Origin of the sequence: Streptomyces sp. T12 (assembly GCF_028736035.1) — a bacterium.
In the GTDB taxonomy this organism is placed as follows: Bacteria; Actinomycetota; Actinomycetes; order Streptomycetales; family Streptomycetaceae; genus Streptomyces.
In genome coordinates, this window is the sequence record NZ_CP117866.1 from 7,526,623 (window position 1) to 7,542,098 (window position 15,476).

17 protein-coding genes are annotated in these 15,476 nt (G+C 70.5%); 12 read left to right on the forward strand and 5 right to left on the reverse strand.

The genetic code is table 11. The features are described from left to right. The first annotated feature begins 3 nt into the window (after nucleotides 1-3). Together PBV52_RS33955 and PBV52_RS33960 are read left to right on the forward strand one after the other, a co-directional pair. On the forward strand, nucleotides 4-1,203 hold the full coding sequence (locus PBV52_RS33955; protein WP_373922037.1) for an ABC transporter ATP-binding protein: 1,200 nt from the start codon (nucleotides 4-6) through the stop codon (nucleotides 1,201-1,203). Nucleotides 1,204-1,445: 242 nt separating this feature from the next. Then, nucleotides 1,446-2,102, forward strand: a complete 657-nt coding sequence (locus PBV52_RS33960; protein WP_274243554.1) for a trimeric intracellular cation channel family protein — start codon at nucleotides 1,446-1,448, stop codon at nucleotides 2,100-2,102. Here the strand turns inward: PBV52_RS33960 and PBV52_RS33965 are convergent. After that, nucleotides 2,011-3,258: an esterase family protein gene (locus PBV52_RS33965; RefSeq protein ID WP_274243555.1), complete on the reverse strand. Its 1,248-nt coding sequence runs from the start codon at nucleotides 3,256-3,258 to the stop codon at nucleotides 2,011-2,013. The genes PBV52_RS33960 and PBV52_RS33965 overlap by 92 nt on opposite strands. 144 nt (nucleotides 3,259-3,402) lie before the next feature. Here PBV52_RS33965 and PBV52_RS33970 point away from each other — a divergent pair, with 144 nt between their 5' ends. Both PBV52_RS33970 and PBV52_RS33975 read left to right on the forward strand, forming a co-directional pair. Then, nucleotides 3,403-4,266, forward strand: coding sequence for a thioesterase family protein (locus PBV52_RS33970; RefSeq protein ID WP_274243556.1), 864 nt, complete (start codon nucleotides 3,403-3,405; stop codon nucleotides 4,264-4,266). A gap of 259 nt (nucleotides 4,267-4,525) precedes the next feature. After that, on the forward strand, nucleotides 4,526-4,969 hold the full coding sequence (locus PBV52_RS33975; protein WP_274243557.1) for a hypothetical protein: 444 nt from the start codon (nucleotides 4,526-4,528) through the stop codon (nucleotides 4,967-4,969). A gap of 96 nt (nucleotides 4,970-5,065) precedes the next feature. Here the strand turns inward: PBV52_RS33975 and PBV52_RS33980 are convergent, their stop codons facing one another. Further along, a complete protein-coding gene (locus tag PBV52_RS33980; protein WP_274243558.1) occupies nucleotides 5,066-5,692 on the reverse strand; it encodes a TetR family transcriptional regulator in 627 nt (208 codons plus the stop codon). 148 nt (nucleotides 5,693-5,840) lie between these two features. Between PBV52_RS33980 and PBV52_RS33985 the strand changes: the two genes are divergently transcribed. The 3 genes from PBV52_RS33985 to PBV52_RS33995 all read left to right on the forward strand — a co-directional run bounded on the left by PBV52_RS33985 (nucleotide 5,841) and on the right by PBV52_RS33995 (nucleotide 7,787). Further along, nucleotides 5,841-5,993 carry a hypothetical protein gene (locus PBV52_RS33985; RefSeq protein WP_274243559.1) on the forward strand — a complete coding sequence of 51 codons (153 nt, stop codon included), beginning with the start codon at nucleotides 5,841-5,843 and terminating at the stop codon, nucleotides 5,991-5,993. A gap of 62 nt (nucleotides 5,994-6,055) precedes the next feature. Next, nucleotides 6,056-6,334, forward strand: a complete 279-nt coding sequence (locus PBV52_RS33990; protein WP_274243560.1) for a DUF4190 domain-containing protein — start codon at nucleotides 6,056-6,058, stop codon at nucleotides 6,332-6,334. A 277-nt stretch (nucleotides 6,335-6,611) separates the two neighbouring features. Further along, on the forward strand, nucleotides 6,612-7,787 hold the full coding sequence (locus PBV52_RS33995; RefSeq protein WP_274243561.1) for a cysteine desulfurase family protein: 1,176 nt from the start codon (nucleotides 6,612-6,614) through the stop codon (nucleotides 7,785-7,787). Between the two features lie 34 nt (nucleotides 7,788-7,821). Here PBV52_RS33995 and PBV52_RS34000 read toward each other — a convergent pair whose 3' ends face one another. Then, entirely contained in the window at nucleotides 7,822-8,487 is a 666-nt protein-coding gene (locus tag PBV52_RS34000) for an N-acetylmuramoyl-L-alanine amidase (protein WP_274243562.1), read from the reverse strand. A 60-nt stretch (nucleotides 8,488-8,547) separates the two neighbouring features. On the opposite strand from PBV52_RS34000, the gene mnmA reads away from it, so the two are divergent. Continuing rightward, nucleotides 8,548-9,678, forward strand: a complete 1,131-nt coding sequence (gene mnmA / locus PBV52_RS34005) for a tRNA 2-thiouridine(34) synthase MnmA (RefSeq protein ID WP_274243563.1) — start codon at nucleotides 8,548-8,550, stop codon at nucleotides 9,676-9,678. Nucleotides 9,679-9,718: 40 nt separating this feature from the next. On the opposite strand, the gene PBV52_RS34010 is transcribed toward mnmA, so the two are convergent. Together PBV52_RS34010 and PBV52_RS34015 are read right to left on the reverse strand one after the other, a co-directional pair. Next, nucleotides 9,719-10,498, reverse strand: a complete 780-nt coding sequence (locus PBV52_RS34010) for an alpha/beta fold hydrolase (protein ID WP_274243564.1) — start codon at nucleotides 10,496-10,498, stop codon at nucleotides 9,719-9,721. A 37-nt stretch (nucleotides 10,499-10,535) separates the two neighbouring features. After that, nucleotides 10,536-10,859: a DUF427 domain-containing protein gene (locus tag PBV52_RS34015; protein ID WP_274243565.1), complete on the reverse strand. Its 324-nt coding sequence runs from the start codon at nucleotides 10,857-10,859 to the stop codon at nucleotides 10,536-10,538. Between the two features lie 50 nt (nucleotides 10,860-10,909). Here PBV52_RS34015 and PBV52_RS34020 point away from each other — a divergent pair, with 50 nt between their 5' ends. The 4 genes from PBV52_RS34020 to ligA are packed head-to-tail and all read left to right on the forward strand — an operon-like array spanning nucleotide 10,910 to nucleotide 15,456. After that, nucleotides 10,910-11,473 (forward strand): TIGR00730 family Rossman fold protein, encoded by a 564-nt coding sequence (locus PBV52_RS34020; RefSeq protein WP_274243566.1) that lies wholly within the window; start codon nucleotides 10,910-10,912, stop codon nucleotides 11,471-11,473. A gap of 27 nt (nucleotides 11,474-11,500) precedes the next feature. After that, nucleotides 11,501-12,190 (forward strand): SDR family oxidoreductase, encoded by a 690-nt coding sequence (locus PBV52_RS34025; protein ID WP_274243567.1) that lies wholly within the window; start codon nucleotides 11,501-11,503, stop codon nucleotides 12,188-12,190. A gap of 50 nt (nucleotides 12,191-12,240) precedes the next feature. Next, on the forward strand, nucleotides 12,241-13,248 hold the full coding sequence (locus PBV52_RS34030) for a methionine synthase (RefSeq protein WP_274243568.1): 1,008 nt from the start codon (nucleotides 12,241-12,243) through the stop codon (nucleotides 13,246-13,248). 15 nt (nucleotides 13,249-13,263) lie between these two features. Then, nucleotides 13,264-15,456, forward strand: coding sequence for an NAD-dependent DNA ligase LigA (ligA, locus tag PBV52_RS34035; protein WP_274243569.1), 2,193 nt, complete (start codon nucleotides 13,264-13,266; stop codon nucleotides 15,454-15,456). The last annotated feature ends 20 nt before the right edge of the window (nucleotides 15,457-15,476 follow it).

Below are 15,476 nucleotides of genomic sequence, written 5' to 3' on the forward strand. Positions count from 1 at the left end.
AAGATTCCGAACCCGGCGAAATCGGACGGGGCTGCCGCCGCCGACGAGCGCGAGGTACTGCTCAAGGTCGAGGGCCTGCAGAAGCACTTCCCGATCCGCAAGGGCGTCCTCCAGCGCCAGGTCGGCGCGGTCAAGGCGGTCGACGGCATCGACTTCGAGGTGCGCAAGGGCGAGACCCTCGGCGTGGTCGGCGAGTCGGGCTGCGGCAAGTCGACGATGGGCCGGGTCATCACGCGGCTCCAGGACCCGACGGGCGGCTCGATCCACTTCGAGGGCCAGGACATCACGCGGCTGAGCACGGCCGGGATGCGTCCGCTGCGGCGGGACATCCAGATGATCTTCCAGGACCCGTACGGTTCCCTGAATCCGCGGCACACCATCGGCGGCATCGTCTCGGCACCCTTCCGCCTCCAGGGCGTCGAGCCCGAGGGCGGGGTGAAGAAGGAGGTCCAGCGGCTCCTGGAGCTGGTGGGTCTGAGCCCCGAGCACTACAACCGCTACCCGCACGAGTTCTCCGGCGGTCAGCGCCAGCGCATCGGCATCGCCCGCGCGCTCGCCCTGAAGCCGAAGCTGGTCGTGGCGGACGAGCCGGTCTCCGCGCTGGACGTGTCGATCCAGGCACAGGTCGTCAACCTCATGGACGACCTCCAGTCCGAGCTGGGGCTGACGTACGTGATCATCGCGCACGACCTGTCCGTCGTACGCCATGTCTCGGACCGTATCGCGGTGATGTACCTCGGCAAGATCGTCGAACTCGCCGACCGCACCTCGCTGTACGAGGCGCCGATGCACCCGTACACCAAGGCCCTGATGTCGGCCGTGCCGGTGCCGGACCCGAAGCGCCGGGGCGCCAAGAGCGAGCGCATCCTGCTCCGCGGTGACGTGCCCTCGCCGATCTCCCCGCCGAGCGGCTGCCGCTTCCACACGCGGTGCTGGAAGGCGACCGAGATCTGCAAGACGACCGAGCCGCCGCTGCTGGAGCTGCGGCCCGGCCAGCGCGTCGCCTGCCATCACCCGGAGAACTTCGAGGACCAGGCCCCCCAGGACACGGTGCTCCTCAGCGCCGCCAAGAAGGCGGCCGAGCTCGTGGCGGACGAGGTGCTGGCGGAGTCGGCGGCGACGTCGGCGGCGGTGGCCGCCGAGGCTACTGGCTCCACAGAACCGGAAGCGGACGGTCAGGAGTCAAGCGACCGGCAGAACTGATTACCTGTCGGACCTCTGGGAGCCCCGCGCGGTTTCCGCGTGTCGGGCACGGCGGCCGGACGTCCGCCGGCCCCTCGGTACAACGCCTGCCAGGACCGGCAGGTGGCCCCTGCCGGTCCCGCCTTTTGTTCGCGCCTGGTTTCGCGTCGATGCTGCTGGATGCCTCGAGATTCCTTCTCTGCTCCATGGCGTGGAGAGCCTCGCAGCGCGGCCGGCATCCAGCCGCACGCGAGAATGCTCAGGTGCTCCAGCAACTGTTCAGCCCGTCCGTCCAGCACACGCTCGACCTGATCGGCATCTTCGTCTTCGCGATCTCCGGCGCCCTGCTGGCCGTCCGCAAGAACTTCGACGTCTTCGGTATCGCCGTCCTCGCCGAGGTCACCGCCCTGGGCGGCGGGCTGTTCCGGGACGTGATCATCGGTGCCGTACCCCCGGCCGCCTTCACGGACCTGGGGTACTTCCTCACGCCGCTGCTCGCCGCGCTGCTCGTCTTCTTCCTCCACCCGCACGTGGAGCGCATCCAGACCGGCGTGAACGTCTTCGACGCGGCGGGCCTCGGCCTCTTCTGTGTCGCCGGGACGACGAAGGCGTACGACTACGGGCTGGGCCTGACCGCCTCCGCCTGTCTGGGCATGGCGACCGCGGTGGGCGGCGGTGTGCTGCGTGACGTCCTGGCCAACGAGGTGCCGTCACTGCTGCGCTGGGACCGCGACCTGTACGCGGTGCCGGCGATCGTCGGCGCCACGATGGTCGTGCTGTGCATCCGCTACGACGCCCTGACCCCGCTCACCAGCACCCTCGCGGTCGTCACGGCCTTCGTACTGCGTCTGCTGGCGATGCGGTACCACTGGCGAGCTCCGCGTGCCTGGAACCGGCGGTCGACGGTGCGAGAGGAGTAGTCCCGCCGGAGCCCGGCGCCGTACGCACCGGGTGTCGCGTGCCCATCACCTCGGTCAGCCAGCGGAAGGCCGGGACGACCTGGGGCTTCCACAACGCCATGGTGTGGCCGCCCGCGCTTTTCGGTATGAACACCACGTCCACGGTCGTCGGCGCCTTCGCGACCCGCTGGAGGGCCATGGCCGCCTCGTACCCGTCCTTCGGCTGACCGGACAGATAGAGCGCCACGCGCGGCGGGACGCGGGACTCCTTCAGGAGCACATACGGGTTGTTCGCGGCCCGCAGGGCCGGGGACCTGCCGGCGAGCGACTGTGGTACGGCGATGGGGTCGTTGTAGCCGGACATGCTGACCGCGGCCCGGTAGCGGTCGGGGTGGGCGACAGCCAGCTTCGCCGCGCAGTGGGCGCCCGCCGAGTACCCGGCGACCGCCCAGCCGTCCGGCGCGGCCTGGGCCCGGAAGTTGTCCATGACCATCTTCGGCACGTCGATGCTGAGCCAGCTGTCGGCGTTCACCTTGCCCGGGATGTTCGCGCAGCCGGTGTCCCTGCCCGGCAGCAGCGTGGTGCGCGGCGAGACGATGATGAACGGCTCGATCTGCCCGCTGCGCATGAGCGGCGCCAACTGCTGGGTCGCGTCCATCGTTCCGAACCACGCCTTGGACGAGCCCGGATAGCCCGGCAGCACCTCGACGACCGGGAACCTGTGATTGCGGTAGGCGGGGTCGCGGTACTGCGGCGGCAGCCAGACGTTGACCTCGGCGTGCACTCCGGACACCCGGCCCTTGAGCTGCGTGACGAGCACCCCGCCCTCCACGCGCATGCCGGGTCCCTTGCCCGGCGTGAAGGCCTGCCGGACCTTGGGCAGCTTCTCCAGCGCGATCCCACCGGTGCCGTTCGCACCGAGGTCGGCGGCCTCGTGCACATGGGTGCTGGTGCCGAGCAGGTCGCCCCAGTTGTCGTACAGCTGGTTGGAGTTGTTGACCAGCGTGAAGACCAGAGCGACCGCCGTGCCCTGGGCGAACAGCAGCATCAGCATCCGGGCGGCGGCCCGCAGGACCTTGGGTCCGCGCATCCGTGACCAGAGGACCAGCGGCAGCACGACGGCGACGACGCACAGCGCGATCAGCGTGTAGAGGAACGGGGTCCCGGTGAGACTCATGTCCCGATAGAGGGCTTATCGGCATCTCAGGTTTCGGACGGGGAACGACGCTTACCGAAAAGTTGCCCATATCTCAATGAGCCTCAGCGCTTCGGCGGCCGAGGAAAGCTACCGCTTAGTAGTTACCTGTTGTACCGTTCATCCATGCCAGAAGCAGCCTCCGCCCCGACGGCCACGCAGGCCACGATCGGCGACAGCGAGTTCGACCGCGACACCGCGCTCACCCCGCGCGCACCCGGCGTCTACGACATCGACCTCTTGGCCGGCTGGACCATCATCAGCGCGGTCAACGGCGGCTATCTGCTGGCCGTCCTCGGTCGCGCCCTCGCGGACGCCCTGCCGCACAGCGACCCCTTCACCATCTCCGCGCACTACCTGACCGCGTCCCAGCCGGGCCCGGCGGTCGTCCGCACGGACGTGGTGCGCACGGGACGGACGCTGTCGACCGGCCAGGCATCCCTCTTCCAGTACGACGCCGAGGGCAACGAGATCGAGCGCATCCGCGTCCTCGCCTCGTACGGCGACCTCGACTCCCTCCCCGACGACGTCCGTACGACGGCCAAGCCGCCGGTGTTCCCGCCCATGGAGCACTGCTTCGGCCCCGAGGACGGCCCCGCCCCCGTCTCGGGCAGCTCGGCCATCGCCGACCGCCTGATGCTCAAGCTCGACCCGTCCACCCTGGGCTGGGCGCTCGGTCAGCCGTCGGGCAAGGGCGAGATGCGGGCGTGGTTCGGTCTGGCCGACGGCCGCGACGCCGACCCGCTCTCGCTGCTGCTGGCGGTGGACGCGCTGCCCCCGACCGCCTTCGAGATCGGCATCTCCGGCTGGGTCCCGACGGTCGAACTCACCGTCCACATACGGTGCCGCCCGGCCCCGGGCCCGCTGCGGGTGTCCATCACGACGCGCAACCTCGCGGGCGGGTTCCTGGAGGAGGACGCGGAAGTATGGGACAGCGCGGACAGGTTGGTGGCGCAGTCGAGGCAGCTGGCACGGGTAAGGCTGAGCTGAAACGCCCTGCAGGGGCGTGGGACTGTGTCGATTTGCGGCCCCGCCGCGCGGCCGCGGCCGGCCCAAGAACCCGCTTCTGTCACGGCCTTGTACCAGCGAGTAGGTTGAAGATCCAAGGAAACCTGCAGGTCAGAGAGGTGGCTTGAGAGGGGCTTTGCCCCGCACACAGGCTGCTTACAGCAGGGCCTCAAGGAAGGCCTAAGCGGCGTTGGTTGAGTTCGAGCCCAGGACTTCCTCATCTTCCTTGGAGCTGTTTCTCATGAAGCGTGCGCGTCTCCTCCCTGCCGTGGCCCTGCTGGCGCTCTCGCCCCTGGCCCTGGTGGCCTGTGGGTCCGGCGACTCGTCATCGACCTCGAACAGCGGCAACTCCGGGCAGCAGTCGTCGTGCCGGCAGCCCTCGGGCGCGCCCAGCGGGGCGCCGTCGGGCATGCCGAGCGGTGCTCCCTCGGGTGCGCCTTCGGTCGGGGCGTCCGGGGCTTCCTCGGGTGCTCCCTCGGGTGCGCCGAGCGGTGCTCCCAGCGGCGCACCCGGCGGCGGGCAGGGCGGTGGTCAGGCCGGTGGTCAGGGCGGTCCGGGCGGTGGCCAGGGCGGCGGCTGTGGCGGTCCGGGCGGTGGCCAGGGCGGCGGGGCGGCTCCCAGTGGCGCTCCGAGCGGGGCGCCGAGCGGCGCTCCGAGCGCGGCGGCCACGGCGACCAAGAACTGACGCAGGGCGCCGTAGGGCAGGGGCGGCACTTCCGTCGTACGACAGGGGCGGCGCTCCCGTACACCGGGGGTGCCGCCCCTGTCGTGCTGCCGGTGCTCAGTCCAGCCAGTGCTCCCGGCCGATGCTGATCAGCCGCATCTGGCGGGTCGCGACCTGGGCGACGCGCCGCCGCTCCTCCCCCGGCGCCTCCAGGACGTCCAGGAACAGCGAGGCCGTCATCAGCATCTGGTCGACGTAGAGGTCGGCGAGCATGAGGAGGTCGTCGTCGTTCCAGCCCGCGGAGACCGGGTCCTTGGTGAGCGCGGCCTTCACCTCCTCGGCGAAACGGGCCAGTTGGTCCTGGATCGCCTCCCGCACCGACTGCACTCCGCCGTGCCGCTCACGGGCGATGAAGCGGACGTGGGCCGGGTGCGTCGCGACGTGCTGGGCGATCAACCCGACGGCGCGCTCTATGCGGTGGTCGCTGTCGCCGGACGAGGAGACGATCGTGCGGATCATCGGGTGCAGGCTGCCCAGCGCCTCCTCGACGAGGGCGACGCCGAGGTCGGCGGTGGAACGGAAGTGCCGGTAGAAGGCCGTCGGGGCGACGCCGACGGCGCGGGTGACCTCGCGCAGACCGAGACTGCTCAGGCTCTGCTCCTCCAGCAGTCCCAACGCGGCGTCCAGGAGCGCCTGTCGGGTCTTCTGTTTCTGGGCCTGCCGAAGGCCGAGGGTGTGACTCATACCATGCAGTTAACAACTGTTCTCTGGAATTGAAAAGCCGTGGAGCGCGCTAGACTTGGGAGTCAGTGAACAACTGTTACTACAACTGTTCACCGAAACGTAACGAGAGAGATCGATCCGAGAGATCTCGAAGGGGGACCCGAATCCCATGCTGTTCCTCGTCGCCGCACTCCTGCTGCTGGGTGTGCTGCTGGGCACCGTGGCCCACGCGCCGCTCGCCTTCACCGCCGTCGTCGCCGCCGTGATCGTCGCCTGGCTGGGCATCTTCGCCGCCCGCGAGCGCCGCGCCCGCCGCAACTGACTCCACCCACCCACCCACCCACCCACCCGCCCACCGCACCGACTTCTCAGGAGCTGATACCGATGCAACTCACCGCACCGGCCACCGCCCGCCCCGGCACCCGCAACCGCACCCGCGACGCCGACGGCATGGCCGTGGCGTCCTTCATCCTCGGCCTCCTCGGCCTGCTGGTCTTCAACGTCTTCCTCGGCCCGGTCGCCATCGTCCTGGCGGCGGCGTCCCTGTGGCGCGGCACGAAGCGCCGGGGCCGTGCGTTCCTGGGCATGGGCCTCGGGGTCGCCGACCTCCTGGTGCTGCTGGCGTTCGTGCAGCTGGACAACACGCTGTCCTGGAGCTTCTAGCAGTCCCCGGGGGCTCCTGGAGGCGGTGTACGGAGCTGACGGCAGGCGGCCGGGGACGAGCCGCAGCCGTGAGCCGACCGCAACGAGTGGGCACGGCCTGCGGTGCCGGGCATCTCGCCACCGATCTCAAGGGCAACATCGCAGGGCAACAGCTCAAGGGCAACATCTCAAGCGCAGCACCTCAAGGGCCACACAGGCTGGGCGCACGGCCCGGTTGCACCCCGGGACCACCTTGACACGAGACCGCTTACCGGGGCCCTTTAGAATCGTGGCCACCATGGCTTACCTCGATCACGCCGCGACGACTCCCATGCTCCCGGAGGCGGCAGAGGCACTGACCGCCCAGCTGGGCATCACCGGCAACGCCTCCTCCCTCCACGCATCCGGACGCCGCGCGAGGCGAACCGTCGAGGAGGCCCGCGAAACCCTCGCGGAAGCGCTCGGCGCCCGCCCCAGCGAGGTCGTCTTCACCTCCGGCGGCACCGAGGCCGACAACCTCGCGATCAAGGGCCTGTACTGGTCCCGCCGCGACGCCGACCCCGCAGGAACCCGCACCCGCGTCCTGGCCAGCCCCGTGGAGCACCACGCCGTCCTCGACGCCGTCCACTGGCTCGGCGAACACGAGGGCGCCACCGTCGAGTACCTCCCCGTCGACTCCCACGGACGGGTCCACCCGGACGCCCTGCGCGAAGCCGTCGCCCGCAACCCTCACGACGTCGCCCTGGCCACCGTGATGTGGGCCAACAACGAGATCGGCACGATCATGCCGATCCGCGAACTGGCCGACGTGGCAAGGGAGTTCGACGTCCCACTGCACGCCGACGCCGTCCAGGCCTTCGGCCAGGTCCCCGTCGACTTCGCCGCTTCCGGCCTGGCTGCGATGACGGTCTCGGGCCACAAGATCGGCGGCCCGTACGGCATCGGCGCCCTGCTCCTCGGCCGCGACCGGACCCCCGTACCCGTCCTGCACGGCGGCGGCCAGGAGCGCCACGTCCGCTCCGGCACCCTCGACGTCCCCGCGATCGCCTCCTTCGCGGTCGCCGGCCGCCTCGCCGCCGAGCAGCGCGCATGGTTCGCCCGCGAGATCGGCGCCCTGCGCGACGCCCTGGTCGAGGCGGTCCGTACGGCGGTTCCGGACGCGATCCTCGGCGGCGACCCGGCACCCGGCGGCCGCCTCCCGGCCAACGCGCACTTCACCTTCCCGGGCTGCGAGGGCGACTCCCTGCTCCTGCTCCTGGACGCCCAGGGCATCGAGTGCTCCACCGGCTCCGCCTGCACCGCGGGCGTCGCCCAGCCCAGCCACGTCCTGCTGGCCACCGGTACCGACCCCGACCTGGCCCGCGGCACCCTCCGCTTCTCCCTCGGCCACACCTCCACGGAGGCCGACGTCGAGGCGGTCGCCAAGGCGATCGGCCCGGCGGTGGAACGGGCGCGGGCAGCAGGACTCACGTAGGCCGCCACGCGGGCGGCCGGGCTCACATCGGCCGCTACGCCGGCGCCGTACGCGCCGCCCGCACGAGCTTCATGTACCGGTCCCAGTCCCAATGCTCCCCGGGGTCGGTGTGGTCGGTCCCCGGCACCTCCACGTGCCCGATGATGTGCTCGCGGTCGACGGGGATGTCGTAGCGCGCGCATATCCGGGCCGTGAGCCGCGCAGAGGCCTCGTACATCTCGTCGGTGAGGTCCTGCGGCCGGTCCACGAAGCCCTCGTGCTCGATGCCGACACTGCGCTCGTTGTAGTCGCGGTTGCCCGCGTGGTAGGCCACGTCCAGCTCGCGGATCATCTGTGTGATGTGGCCGTCCTTGCGGACGATGTAGTGCGCGGCCGCACCGTGCTCCGGGTCCTGGAACACCTTCACCGCGCTGTCGAAGCTGCCCTGGGTGACATGGATGATCACCATGTCTATGCCGTAGTCGTCGGGACGGTCCGCCCGTCTCCAGTTCGCGTCCGACGCCGCCACCCACCGCGCGCCCGCGTAGTCGACCTCGCCCTCCTTGCGCGGCTTCTCCACGCCCGGCACCCGCCACCACAGCCGCGCCAACTCGTCGCGGGCCAGCACGGCCGAGCCCACCGCGGCCGCCGTCCCGCCGATGAGCAACGCACGGCGCCCGACCTTCCGGTCGCCGTCCTTCGAAGCCTTCCGCTGTCCCATGTGATCGACAACGGATACTCGCGGGCCCTGGTTCCCGCGCCCCCGTACCCTGGAAGGGTTATGACTCACACCGCGCAGCCCTCCCGCCCCCTCCGCGTCCTCGCCGCCATGTCCGGCGGGGTCGACTCCGCCGTCGCCGCCGCCCGCGCGGCCGAGGCGGGCCACGACGTGACCGGCGTCCATCTCGCGCTCTCCGCGAACCCCCAATCCTTCCGCACGGGCGCGCGGGGCTGTTGCACCATCGAGGACTCGCGCGACGCCCGCCGCGCCGCCGACGTCATCGGCATCCCGTTCTATGTGTGGGACCTCGCCGACCGTTTCCGCGAGGACGTGGTCGAGGACTTCGTCGCCGAGTACGAGGCCGGCCGCACCCCGAACCCGTGCCTGCGCTGCAACGAGAAGATCAAGTTCGCGGCCCTGCTGGACAAGGCGCTGGCCCTCGGCTTCGACGCGGTCTGCACCGGCCACTACGCGACGGTCGTGTTGAACGAGGACGGCACGCGCGAGCTGCACCGCGCCTCCGACATGGCCAAGGACCAGTCGTACGTGCTCGGCGTCCTGGACGAGAAGCAGCTGGCGCACGCGATGTTCCCGCTCGGCGACACGGTGACGACGAAGGACGAGATCCGCGCGGAGGCCGAGCGCCGTGGCCTGGCGGTCGCGAAGAAGCCCGACTCGCACGACATCTGCTTCATCGCCGACGGCGACACCCAGGGCTTCCTCGCGAACCGCCTCGGCAAGGCGGAGGGCGACATCGTCGACGAGTCGGGAGCGAAGCTCGGCACCCACGAGGGGGCGTACGGCTTCACCATCGGCCAGCGCAAGGGCCTGCGCATCGGCACCCCGGCCTCCGACGGCAAGCCGCGCTACGTCCTCGACATCTCGCCGGTGAACAACACGGTGACGGTCGGCCCGGCGGCCTCCCTCGACGTCAGCGCCCTCACCGCCATCAAGCCCCGCTGGTGCGGCACCGCCCCGACCGGCCCCGGCACCTACACCGCCCAGCTCCGCGCCCACGGCGGCGAGACCGAGGTGACGGCCGAGCTGATCGACGGCTCTTTGGAGGTCACGTTCACCGAGCCGGTGCGGGGCGTGGCGCCCGGCCAGGCGATCGTCCTGTACGACGGCACGCGCGTGGTGGGCTCGGCGACGATCGCGTCGACGACGCGTGCGACGGCGGGCGTGGCCTGAGCACAGGCGAGGGCCACGCGCGTGTGCCGACCGGTACGGCTCACCCCCCGAAGAACTCCGCCAGCACCGGCCCGAGGACGTTCGGCTCGACCATGTGGGTCTGTCCCTCCAGACTCCGATAAGCCCCCTCGGGCACGGTCTGAGCGACCGCCCGCGTCGCCTCGCGCATCCAGGAAGGGCTCGCGCCGCCCGCGACGGCCAGCACCGGCACCGTGATCGAGGCCAGTCGTGCCCGGGGTACCAGACCGTCGCCCATCACGGCGTCGTCGTACGCCAGGCTCGGTGCGATCGCCTCCATTCCGGCCCACATGGGGGACTGGCGGGCGCCCTGGATCATCTGCTCGGCCATCCCGGTCAGCCGCAGGAACAGCTCGACGGCATCCCCGCGCCGGCCTTCCGCCAACGCCTGGGTGAGCCGCTCGGTGTACGCCGCGCGCTCCTTCGCGCCGCCCTCGTCGACGGCGAACGGCACCTCGTACACCGCGACCTGACGCACCGGCAGCCCGCTCGCCGCGGCCTCCAGCACCAGCGCGCCGCCCGACGAGATGCCGCACAACGCCGCCTCGCCGCCCACCGCCTCGATCAGCGCGGCAAGGTCCTCGACCTCCCGCTCCACCGCGTACGGCGGCGTGTCACCGCTCTCACCACGCCCGCGCCTGTCGTACACGACGACCCTGAAGCGCTCCGCCAGAGGCACGGCCAGCGGCGCCACGGTGCCCCCGGTGGACATCGCGCCGCTGACGAGGATCACCGCCGGACCCGCACCCGAGATCTCGTACACGAGGGAGGTGCCGTCGGCCGAAAAGGTCTTCTTGTCCATGCCTGTGGAGACTGCCGTACGGCACGGGACTAATCGCTTACGACACTTCGACTTCGTAGAAGCAGAGGTGGTCCTTGATCTCGGCCACGTCCGGTTTCGGATCCGGGTACGTCCAGACGAGGTCCGCCGCGTCCGGCAGCGACCAGTAGGAGGCCGTTCCCTTGAACGGGCAGTAGGTGTGCGTCTCGGAGGGCGTCAGCAGGTCCAGCCGTACGTCCTCGGCCGGGATGTAGTAGCGCACCGGACAGCCCGTCTCCCGCAGGAGGAGCGGCCGGTCGGTCTGCGCCAGGACCTGGTCGCCGTGGACGACCCGTACGCGCTGCGTGCCCTGCTCGATCGTGATCGTGTGTCCGTCAGTCATATCCGAAAAGCGCTCGCGGGCCCCGGGTTCTTCCCGCGTACGGTGGCTGCATGCGAATCTGCGTCTTCCTCTCCGCCGCCGACCTCGACGACCGTTACACGCGTCCCGCGCGCGAGTTCGCGAAACTGCTGGGCAAGGGCGGGCACACGCTTGTGTGGGGCGGTTCCGACGTGGGTCTGATGAAGGTGGTGGCCGACGGGGTGCAGGAGGCGGGCGGGCGGCTCGTCGGCGTCTCCGTGCAGTTCCTGGCCGCGAAGGTCCGCCCGGGTGTCGACGAGATGGTGATCGCGAAGGACCTGGCCGAGCGCAAGAGGCTGCTGCTGGAGAAGGCCGACGCGGTGGTGATCATGGTCGGGGGCACGGGGACTCTGGACGAGGCGACGGAGATCCTGGAGCTGAAGAAGCACGGCCACACGGACATGCCGGTGGTCCTGCTCAACACGGCAGGCTTCTACGACGGCCTGAAGGAACAGTTCCGCCGCATGGAGGACGAGGGCTTCCTGCCCCGTCCGCTGACCGACCTGGTGTTCTTCGCGGAGGAGCCGGTGGGGGCGCTGGCGTACCTGGAGGCTGTGACATCAGCGGCTACCGCCGCGGGCCAGGGAGTGGAGTGAACTCCGACTGATGCGAGCATGGCGGGCATGGCTACACATGTGATCACCGGAGCGGGCTCCGGCATCGGCGCGGCCGTCGCCCGCCGCCTGCACGCGCGCGGGGACGAACTCGTCCTCCACGCGCGCGACGCGGGCCGTGCGAAGGAGCTCGCGGCGGAGTTCCCCGGCGCGAAGACGCTGGTCGGCGACCTGGCGGACCCGGACAAGCTGTCCTGGGCCTTCTCCCACCAGACGCTCCCGGACCGGGTGGACTCCCTGCTCCACATCGCCGGGGTCGTGGACCTCGGGCCGGTGGGCGACCTGACCCCGAAGTCCTGGCGCCACCAGCTGAACGTCAACCTGATCTCCCCGGCCGAACTGACCCGCCACTTCCTCCCCCAACTCCGCGCCAGCCGCGGCCACGTGGTCTTCGTGAACTCGGGCGCCGGCCTCAACGCCCACGCCGACTGGTCCGCGTATGCCGCGTCGAAGCACGGCCTGAAGGCCCTGGCGGACTCGCTCCGCCACGAGGAACACGCGGGCGGCGTCCGGGTCACCACCGTCTACCCCGGGCGCACGGCAAGCCCCATGCAGGCCAAGGTCCACCAGCAGGAGGGCAAGGAGTACGACGCGTCGAAGTGGATCGACCCCGAGTCGGTGGCCACGACGATCGTGATGGCCCTGGACCTCCCGAGGGACGCGGAGGTCAACGACCTGACGGTGCGGCCGGGGAACTGACGCGGACCGGCTGGTCAAGCGTCGGGCCGACGGTTACATACCCTGTCCAGGTGAGTGACAACAGCCAGTTCACCTTCGCCCCCGCCACCGGCGTGGGTTCGATGCCCGGCGGTGACGCCCGTGAGGCCGCCAAGACCGTCACCGGGTCCTTCGAGGACTTTCCGTTCCTCGCCGAACTGCCCGCCCGCGGCCCCGGGGCGGACATGATCGGGCGGACCGCCGGGATGCTGGTCGAGCTGTACGCGCGCGTGGAGCCCAGCGGGTGGCGGATCGGCGACCGGCCGGGGCGGGACACCAGGCGAGCCCGGTCCTGGCTGGGGGAGGACCTCGACGCGCTGGAGGAGTTCACCCAGGGGTACGAGGGGCAGCTGAAGGTCCAGGCCGTGGGGCCGTGGACCTTGGCCGCCGCGCTGGAGCTGAGGAACGGCGAGGTCGCCCTCTCCGACGCCGGTGCCTGCCGCGACCTCGCCGCCTCGCTCGCCGAGGGCCTGCGCCTGCACCTGGAGGAGGTCCGGCGGCGCGTCCCCGCAGCCCAGCTCGTCCTCCAGCTCGACGAGCCCTCCCTCATCGCCGTACTGCGCGGCCAGGTCAAGTCCGCCAGCGGCTACCGCACCCACCGGGCCGTGGACCGGCAGGTCGTCGAGGCGACCCTGCGGGATGTCGTCGGGGTTCACGGCGACGGCCCCGTCGTGGTCCACTCGTGCGCACCGGACGTCCCGTTCGCCCTGTTGCGCCGGGCGGGCGCGGCGGCGATCTCCTTCGACTTCTCGCTCCTCACCGAGCGTGACGACGACGCGATCGGCGAGACGGTGGAAGGGGGCACCCGGCTCTTCGCCGGTGTCGTCCCGGGCACGGACGGCCCATTGTCAGACCCGGCCGGTAGCGTCATGGGTGTCAGGACGTTGTGGCGCAGGCTGGGGCTGTCACCGGGGCTTCTCGCGGAGGCGGTCACGCTCACGCCGTCGTGCGGACTCGCGGGGGCCTCCCCGGAGTACGCGCGCCAGGCGCTCGCCCACTGCGTCCGGGCGGCGAGATCCCTCGCGGACAACCCAGAGTAACGGGAGGACAACACGGTGGCCGGCGACAAGCAAGCGGAGACGACGGTGCCCGCCGAGGCACGGGAGCAGCACGCGAAGCTCGCTGAGCAGATCGAGGAGCACCGCTTCCGGTACTACGTGAAGGACGCTCCCGTCATCAGCGACGCGGAGTTCGACAAGCTCCTGCGCTCGCTCGAAGCGCTGGAGGACGAGTATCCGGAGCTGCGCACGCCGGACTCGCCGACCCAGAAGGTCGCGGGCGCGTACGAGACGGAGTTCACGGCGGTCCAGCACCGCGAGCGCATGCTGTCGCTGGACAACGCCTTCGACGATCTCGAGCTCGCGGCCTGGGCCGAGCGCGTCCACAAGGACGTGGGCACTTCCACGTTCCACTTCCTGTGCGAGCTCAAGGTCGACGGCCTCGCCGTCAACCTCACCTACGAGCACGGCCGCCTCACCCGCGCGGCGACCAGGGGCGACGGCCGCACCGGCGAGGACATCACCCCCAACGTCCGTACGATCGCGGACATTCCGGACCGTCTGAAGGGTGACCGCATCCCCGACCTCGTGGAGATCCGGGGCGAGGTCTACTTCCCGATGGAGAAGTTCGAGGAGCTCAACGCCCGTCTGGTCGAGGCCGGCGACAAGCCCTTCGCCAACCCGCGCAACGCGGCCGCCGGTTCGCTCCGCCAGAAGGACCCGCGCGTCACCGCGACCCGCCCGCTGCACATGGTCGTCCACGGCATCGGCGCCCTGGAGGGCTTCGACGGCATGACCCGCCTGTCTCAGGCGTACGACCTGCTGAAGACCTGGGGCCTCCCCACCGCCCGGCACAACAAGGTGGTCGACGACCTCGAAGGCGTGCGGGAGTTCATCGCGTACTTCGGCGAGAACCGCCACTCCGTGGAGCACGAGATCGACGGAGTCGTCGTCAAGCTCGACCAGATCCCCCTCCAGGGCCGCCTCGGCTCCACCTCGCGCGCGCCGCGCTGGGCGATCGCGTACAAGTACGCGCCGGAGGAGGTCAACACCAAGCTCATCAACATCCGTGTGGGCGTGGGCCGTACGGGCCGGGTCACGCCGTACGCCCAGGTCGAGCCGGTCACCGTCGCGGGCTCGGAGGTCGAGTTCGCCACCCTGCACAACCAGGACGTCGTGAAGCTGAAGGGCGTCCTCATCGGCGACACCGTCGTGCTGCGCAAGGCCGGGGACGTCATCCCGGAGATCCTCGGGCCCGTCGTCGACCTGCGCGACGGCAGCGAGCGCGAGTTCGTGATGCCGGCCGAGTGCCCCGAGTGCGGTACGGCGCTTCGGCCCATGAAGGAGGGTGACGTCGACCTGCGCTGCCCGAACGCCCGCACCTGCCCGGCCCAGTTGCGAGAGCGCCTGTTCTACCTCGCGGGCCGCAAGGCGCTGGACATCGAGCACTTCGGCTATGTCGCCGCCGCCGCGCTCACCAAGCCGCTGGAGCCGGCCGAGCCGCCGCTGGTGGACGAGGGCGACCTGTTCGACCTGACCGTCGAGCAGCTGCTGCCCATCAAGGCGTACGTCCTCGACCAGGACAGCGGTCTGCCCAAGCGCGACCCGAAGACCGGCGAGGAGAAGATCGCCACGGTCTTCGCCAACCAGCAGGGCGAGCCGAAGAAGAACGCGGTCGCGATGCTGGAGAACATCGCCGCCGCCAAGGAGCGCCCGCTCGCCCGTATCCTCACCGGCCTGTCGATCCGTCACGTCGGCCCGGTCGCAGCCGAGGCGCTGGCCCGCGAGTTCCGCTCCATCGACCGCATCGAACAGGCCAGTGAGGAGGAGTTGGCGAACACCGACGGCGTCGGCTCGATCATCGCCGCCTCGCTCAAGGAGTGGTTCGCCGAGGAATGGCATCAGGAGATCCTCCGCAAGTGGAAAGCCGCCGGCGTCCGCATGGAGGAAGAGGGCTCCGGAGAGGACGAGGGCCCGCGCCCGCTGGAAGGGCTTACCGTCGTCGTCACCGGCACGCTGGTGCACTTCACCCGTGACGGTGCCAAGGAGGCACTGCAAAGTCGCGGAGCGAAGGTGACCGGTTCCGTTTCGAAGAAGACGTCTTTTGTCGTCGTAGGTGACAGTCCTGGGTCCAAGTACGACAAGGCCATGCAGCTCAAGGTGCCTGTCCTGAACGAGGACGGCTTCAATGTCCTGTTGGAACAGGGGCCCGAAGCGGCGGCCGAAGTTGCCCTCCCCACAGAGGAGTAGCGGTTGAAGGCCACCGGATC

What these genes read in the sequence shown, in the direction of transcription:
- PBV52_RS33965 (WP_274243555.1), bottom strand. Translation starts at nt 3,258, where the DNA reads ATGAGTCTCACCGGGACCCCGTTCCTCTACACGCTGATCGCGCTGTGC.
- PBV52_RS33980 (WP_274243558.1), bottom strand. Translation starts at nt 5,692, where the DNA reads ATGAGTCACACCCTCGGCCTTCGGCAGGCCCAGAAACAGAAGACCCGA.
- mnmA (WP_274243563.1), top strand. Translation starts at nt 8,548, where the DNA reads ATGACTCACACCGCGCAGCCCTCCCGCCCCCTCCGCGTCCTCGCCGCC.
- PBV52_RS33995 (WP_274243561.1), top strand. Translation starts at nt 6,612, where the DNA reads ATGGCTTACCTCGATCACGCCGCGACGACTCCCATGCTCCCGGAGGCG.
- PBV52_RS33970 (WP_274243556.1), top strand. Translation starts at nt 3,403, where the DNA reads ATGCCAGAAGCAGCCTCCGCCCCGACGGCCACGCAGGCCACGATCGGC.
- PBV52_RS34025 (WP_274243567.1), top strand. Translation starts at nt 11,501, where the DNA reads ATGGCTACACATGTGATCACCGGAGCGGGCTCCGGCATCGGCGCGGCC.
- PBV52_RS33985 (WP_274243559.1), top strand. Translation starts at nt 5,841, where the DNA reads ATGCTGTTCCTCGTCGCCGCACTCCTGCTGCTGGGTGTGCTGCTGGGC.
- PBV52_RS34000 (WP_274243562.1), bottom strand. Translation starts at nt 8,487, where the DNA reads ATGGGACAGCGGAAGGCTTCGAAGGACGGCGACCGGAAGGTCGGGCGC.
- PBV52_RS33975 (WP_274243557.1), top strand. Translation starts at nt 4,526, where the DNA reads ATGAAGCGTGCGCGTCTCCTCCCTGCCGTGGCCCTGCTGGCGCTCTCG.
- PBV52_RS33990 (WP_274243560.1), top strand. Translation starts at nt 6,056, where the DNA reads ATGCAACTCACCGCACCGGCCACCGCCCGCCCCGGCACCCGCAACCGC.
- PBV52_RS34020 (WP_274243566.1), top strand. Translation starts at nt 10,910, where the DNA reads ATGCGAATCTGCGTCTTCCTCTCCGCCGCCGACCTCGACGACCGTTAC.
- PBV52_RS34015 (WP_274243565.1), bottom strand. Translation starts at nt 10,859, where the DNA reads ATGACTGACGGACACACGATCACGATCGAGCAGGGCACGCAGCGCGTA.
- PBV52_RS34010 (WP_274243564.1), bottom strand. Translation starts at nt 10,498, where the DNA reads ATGGACAAGAAGACCTTTTCGGCCGACGGCACCTCCCTCGTGTACGAG.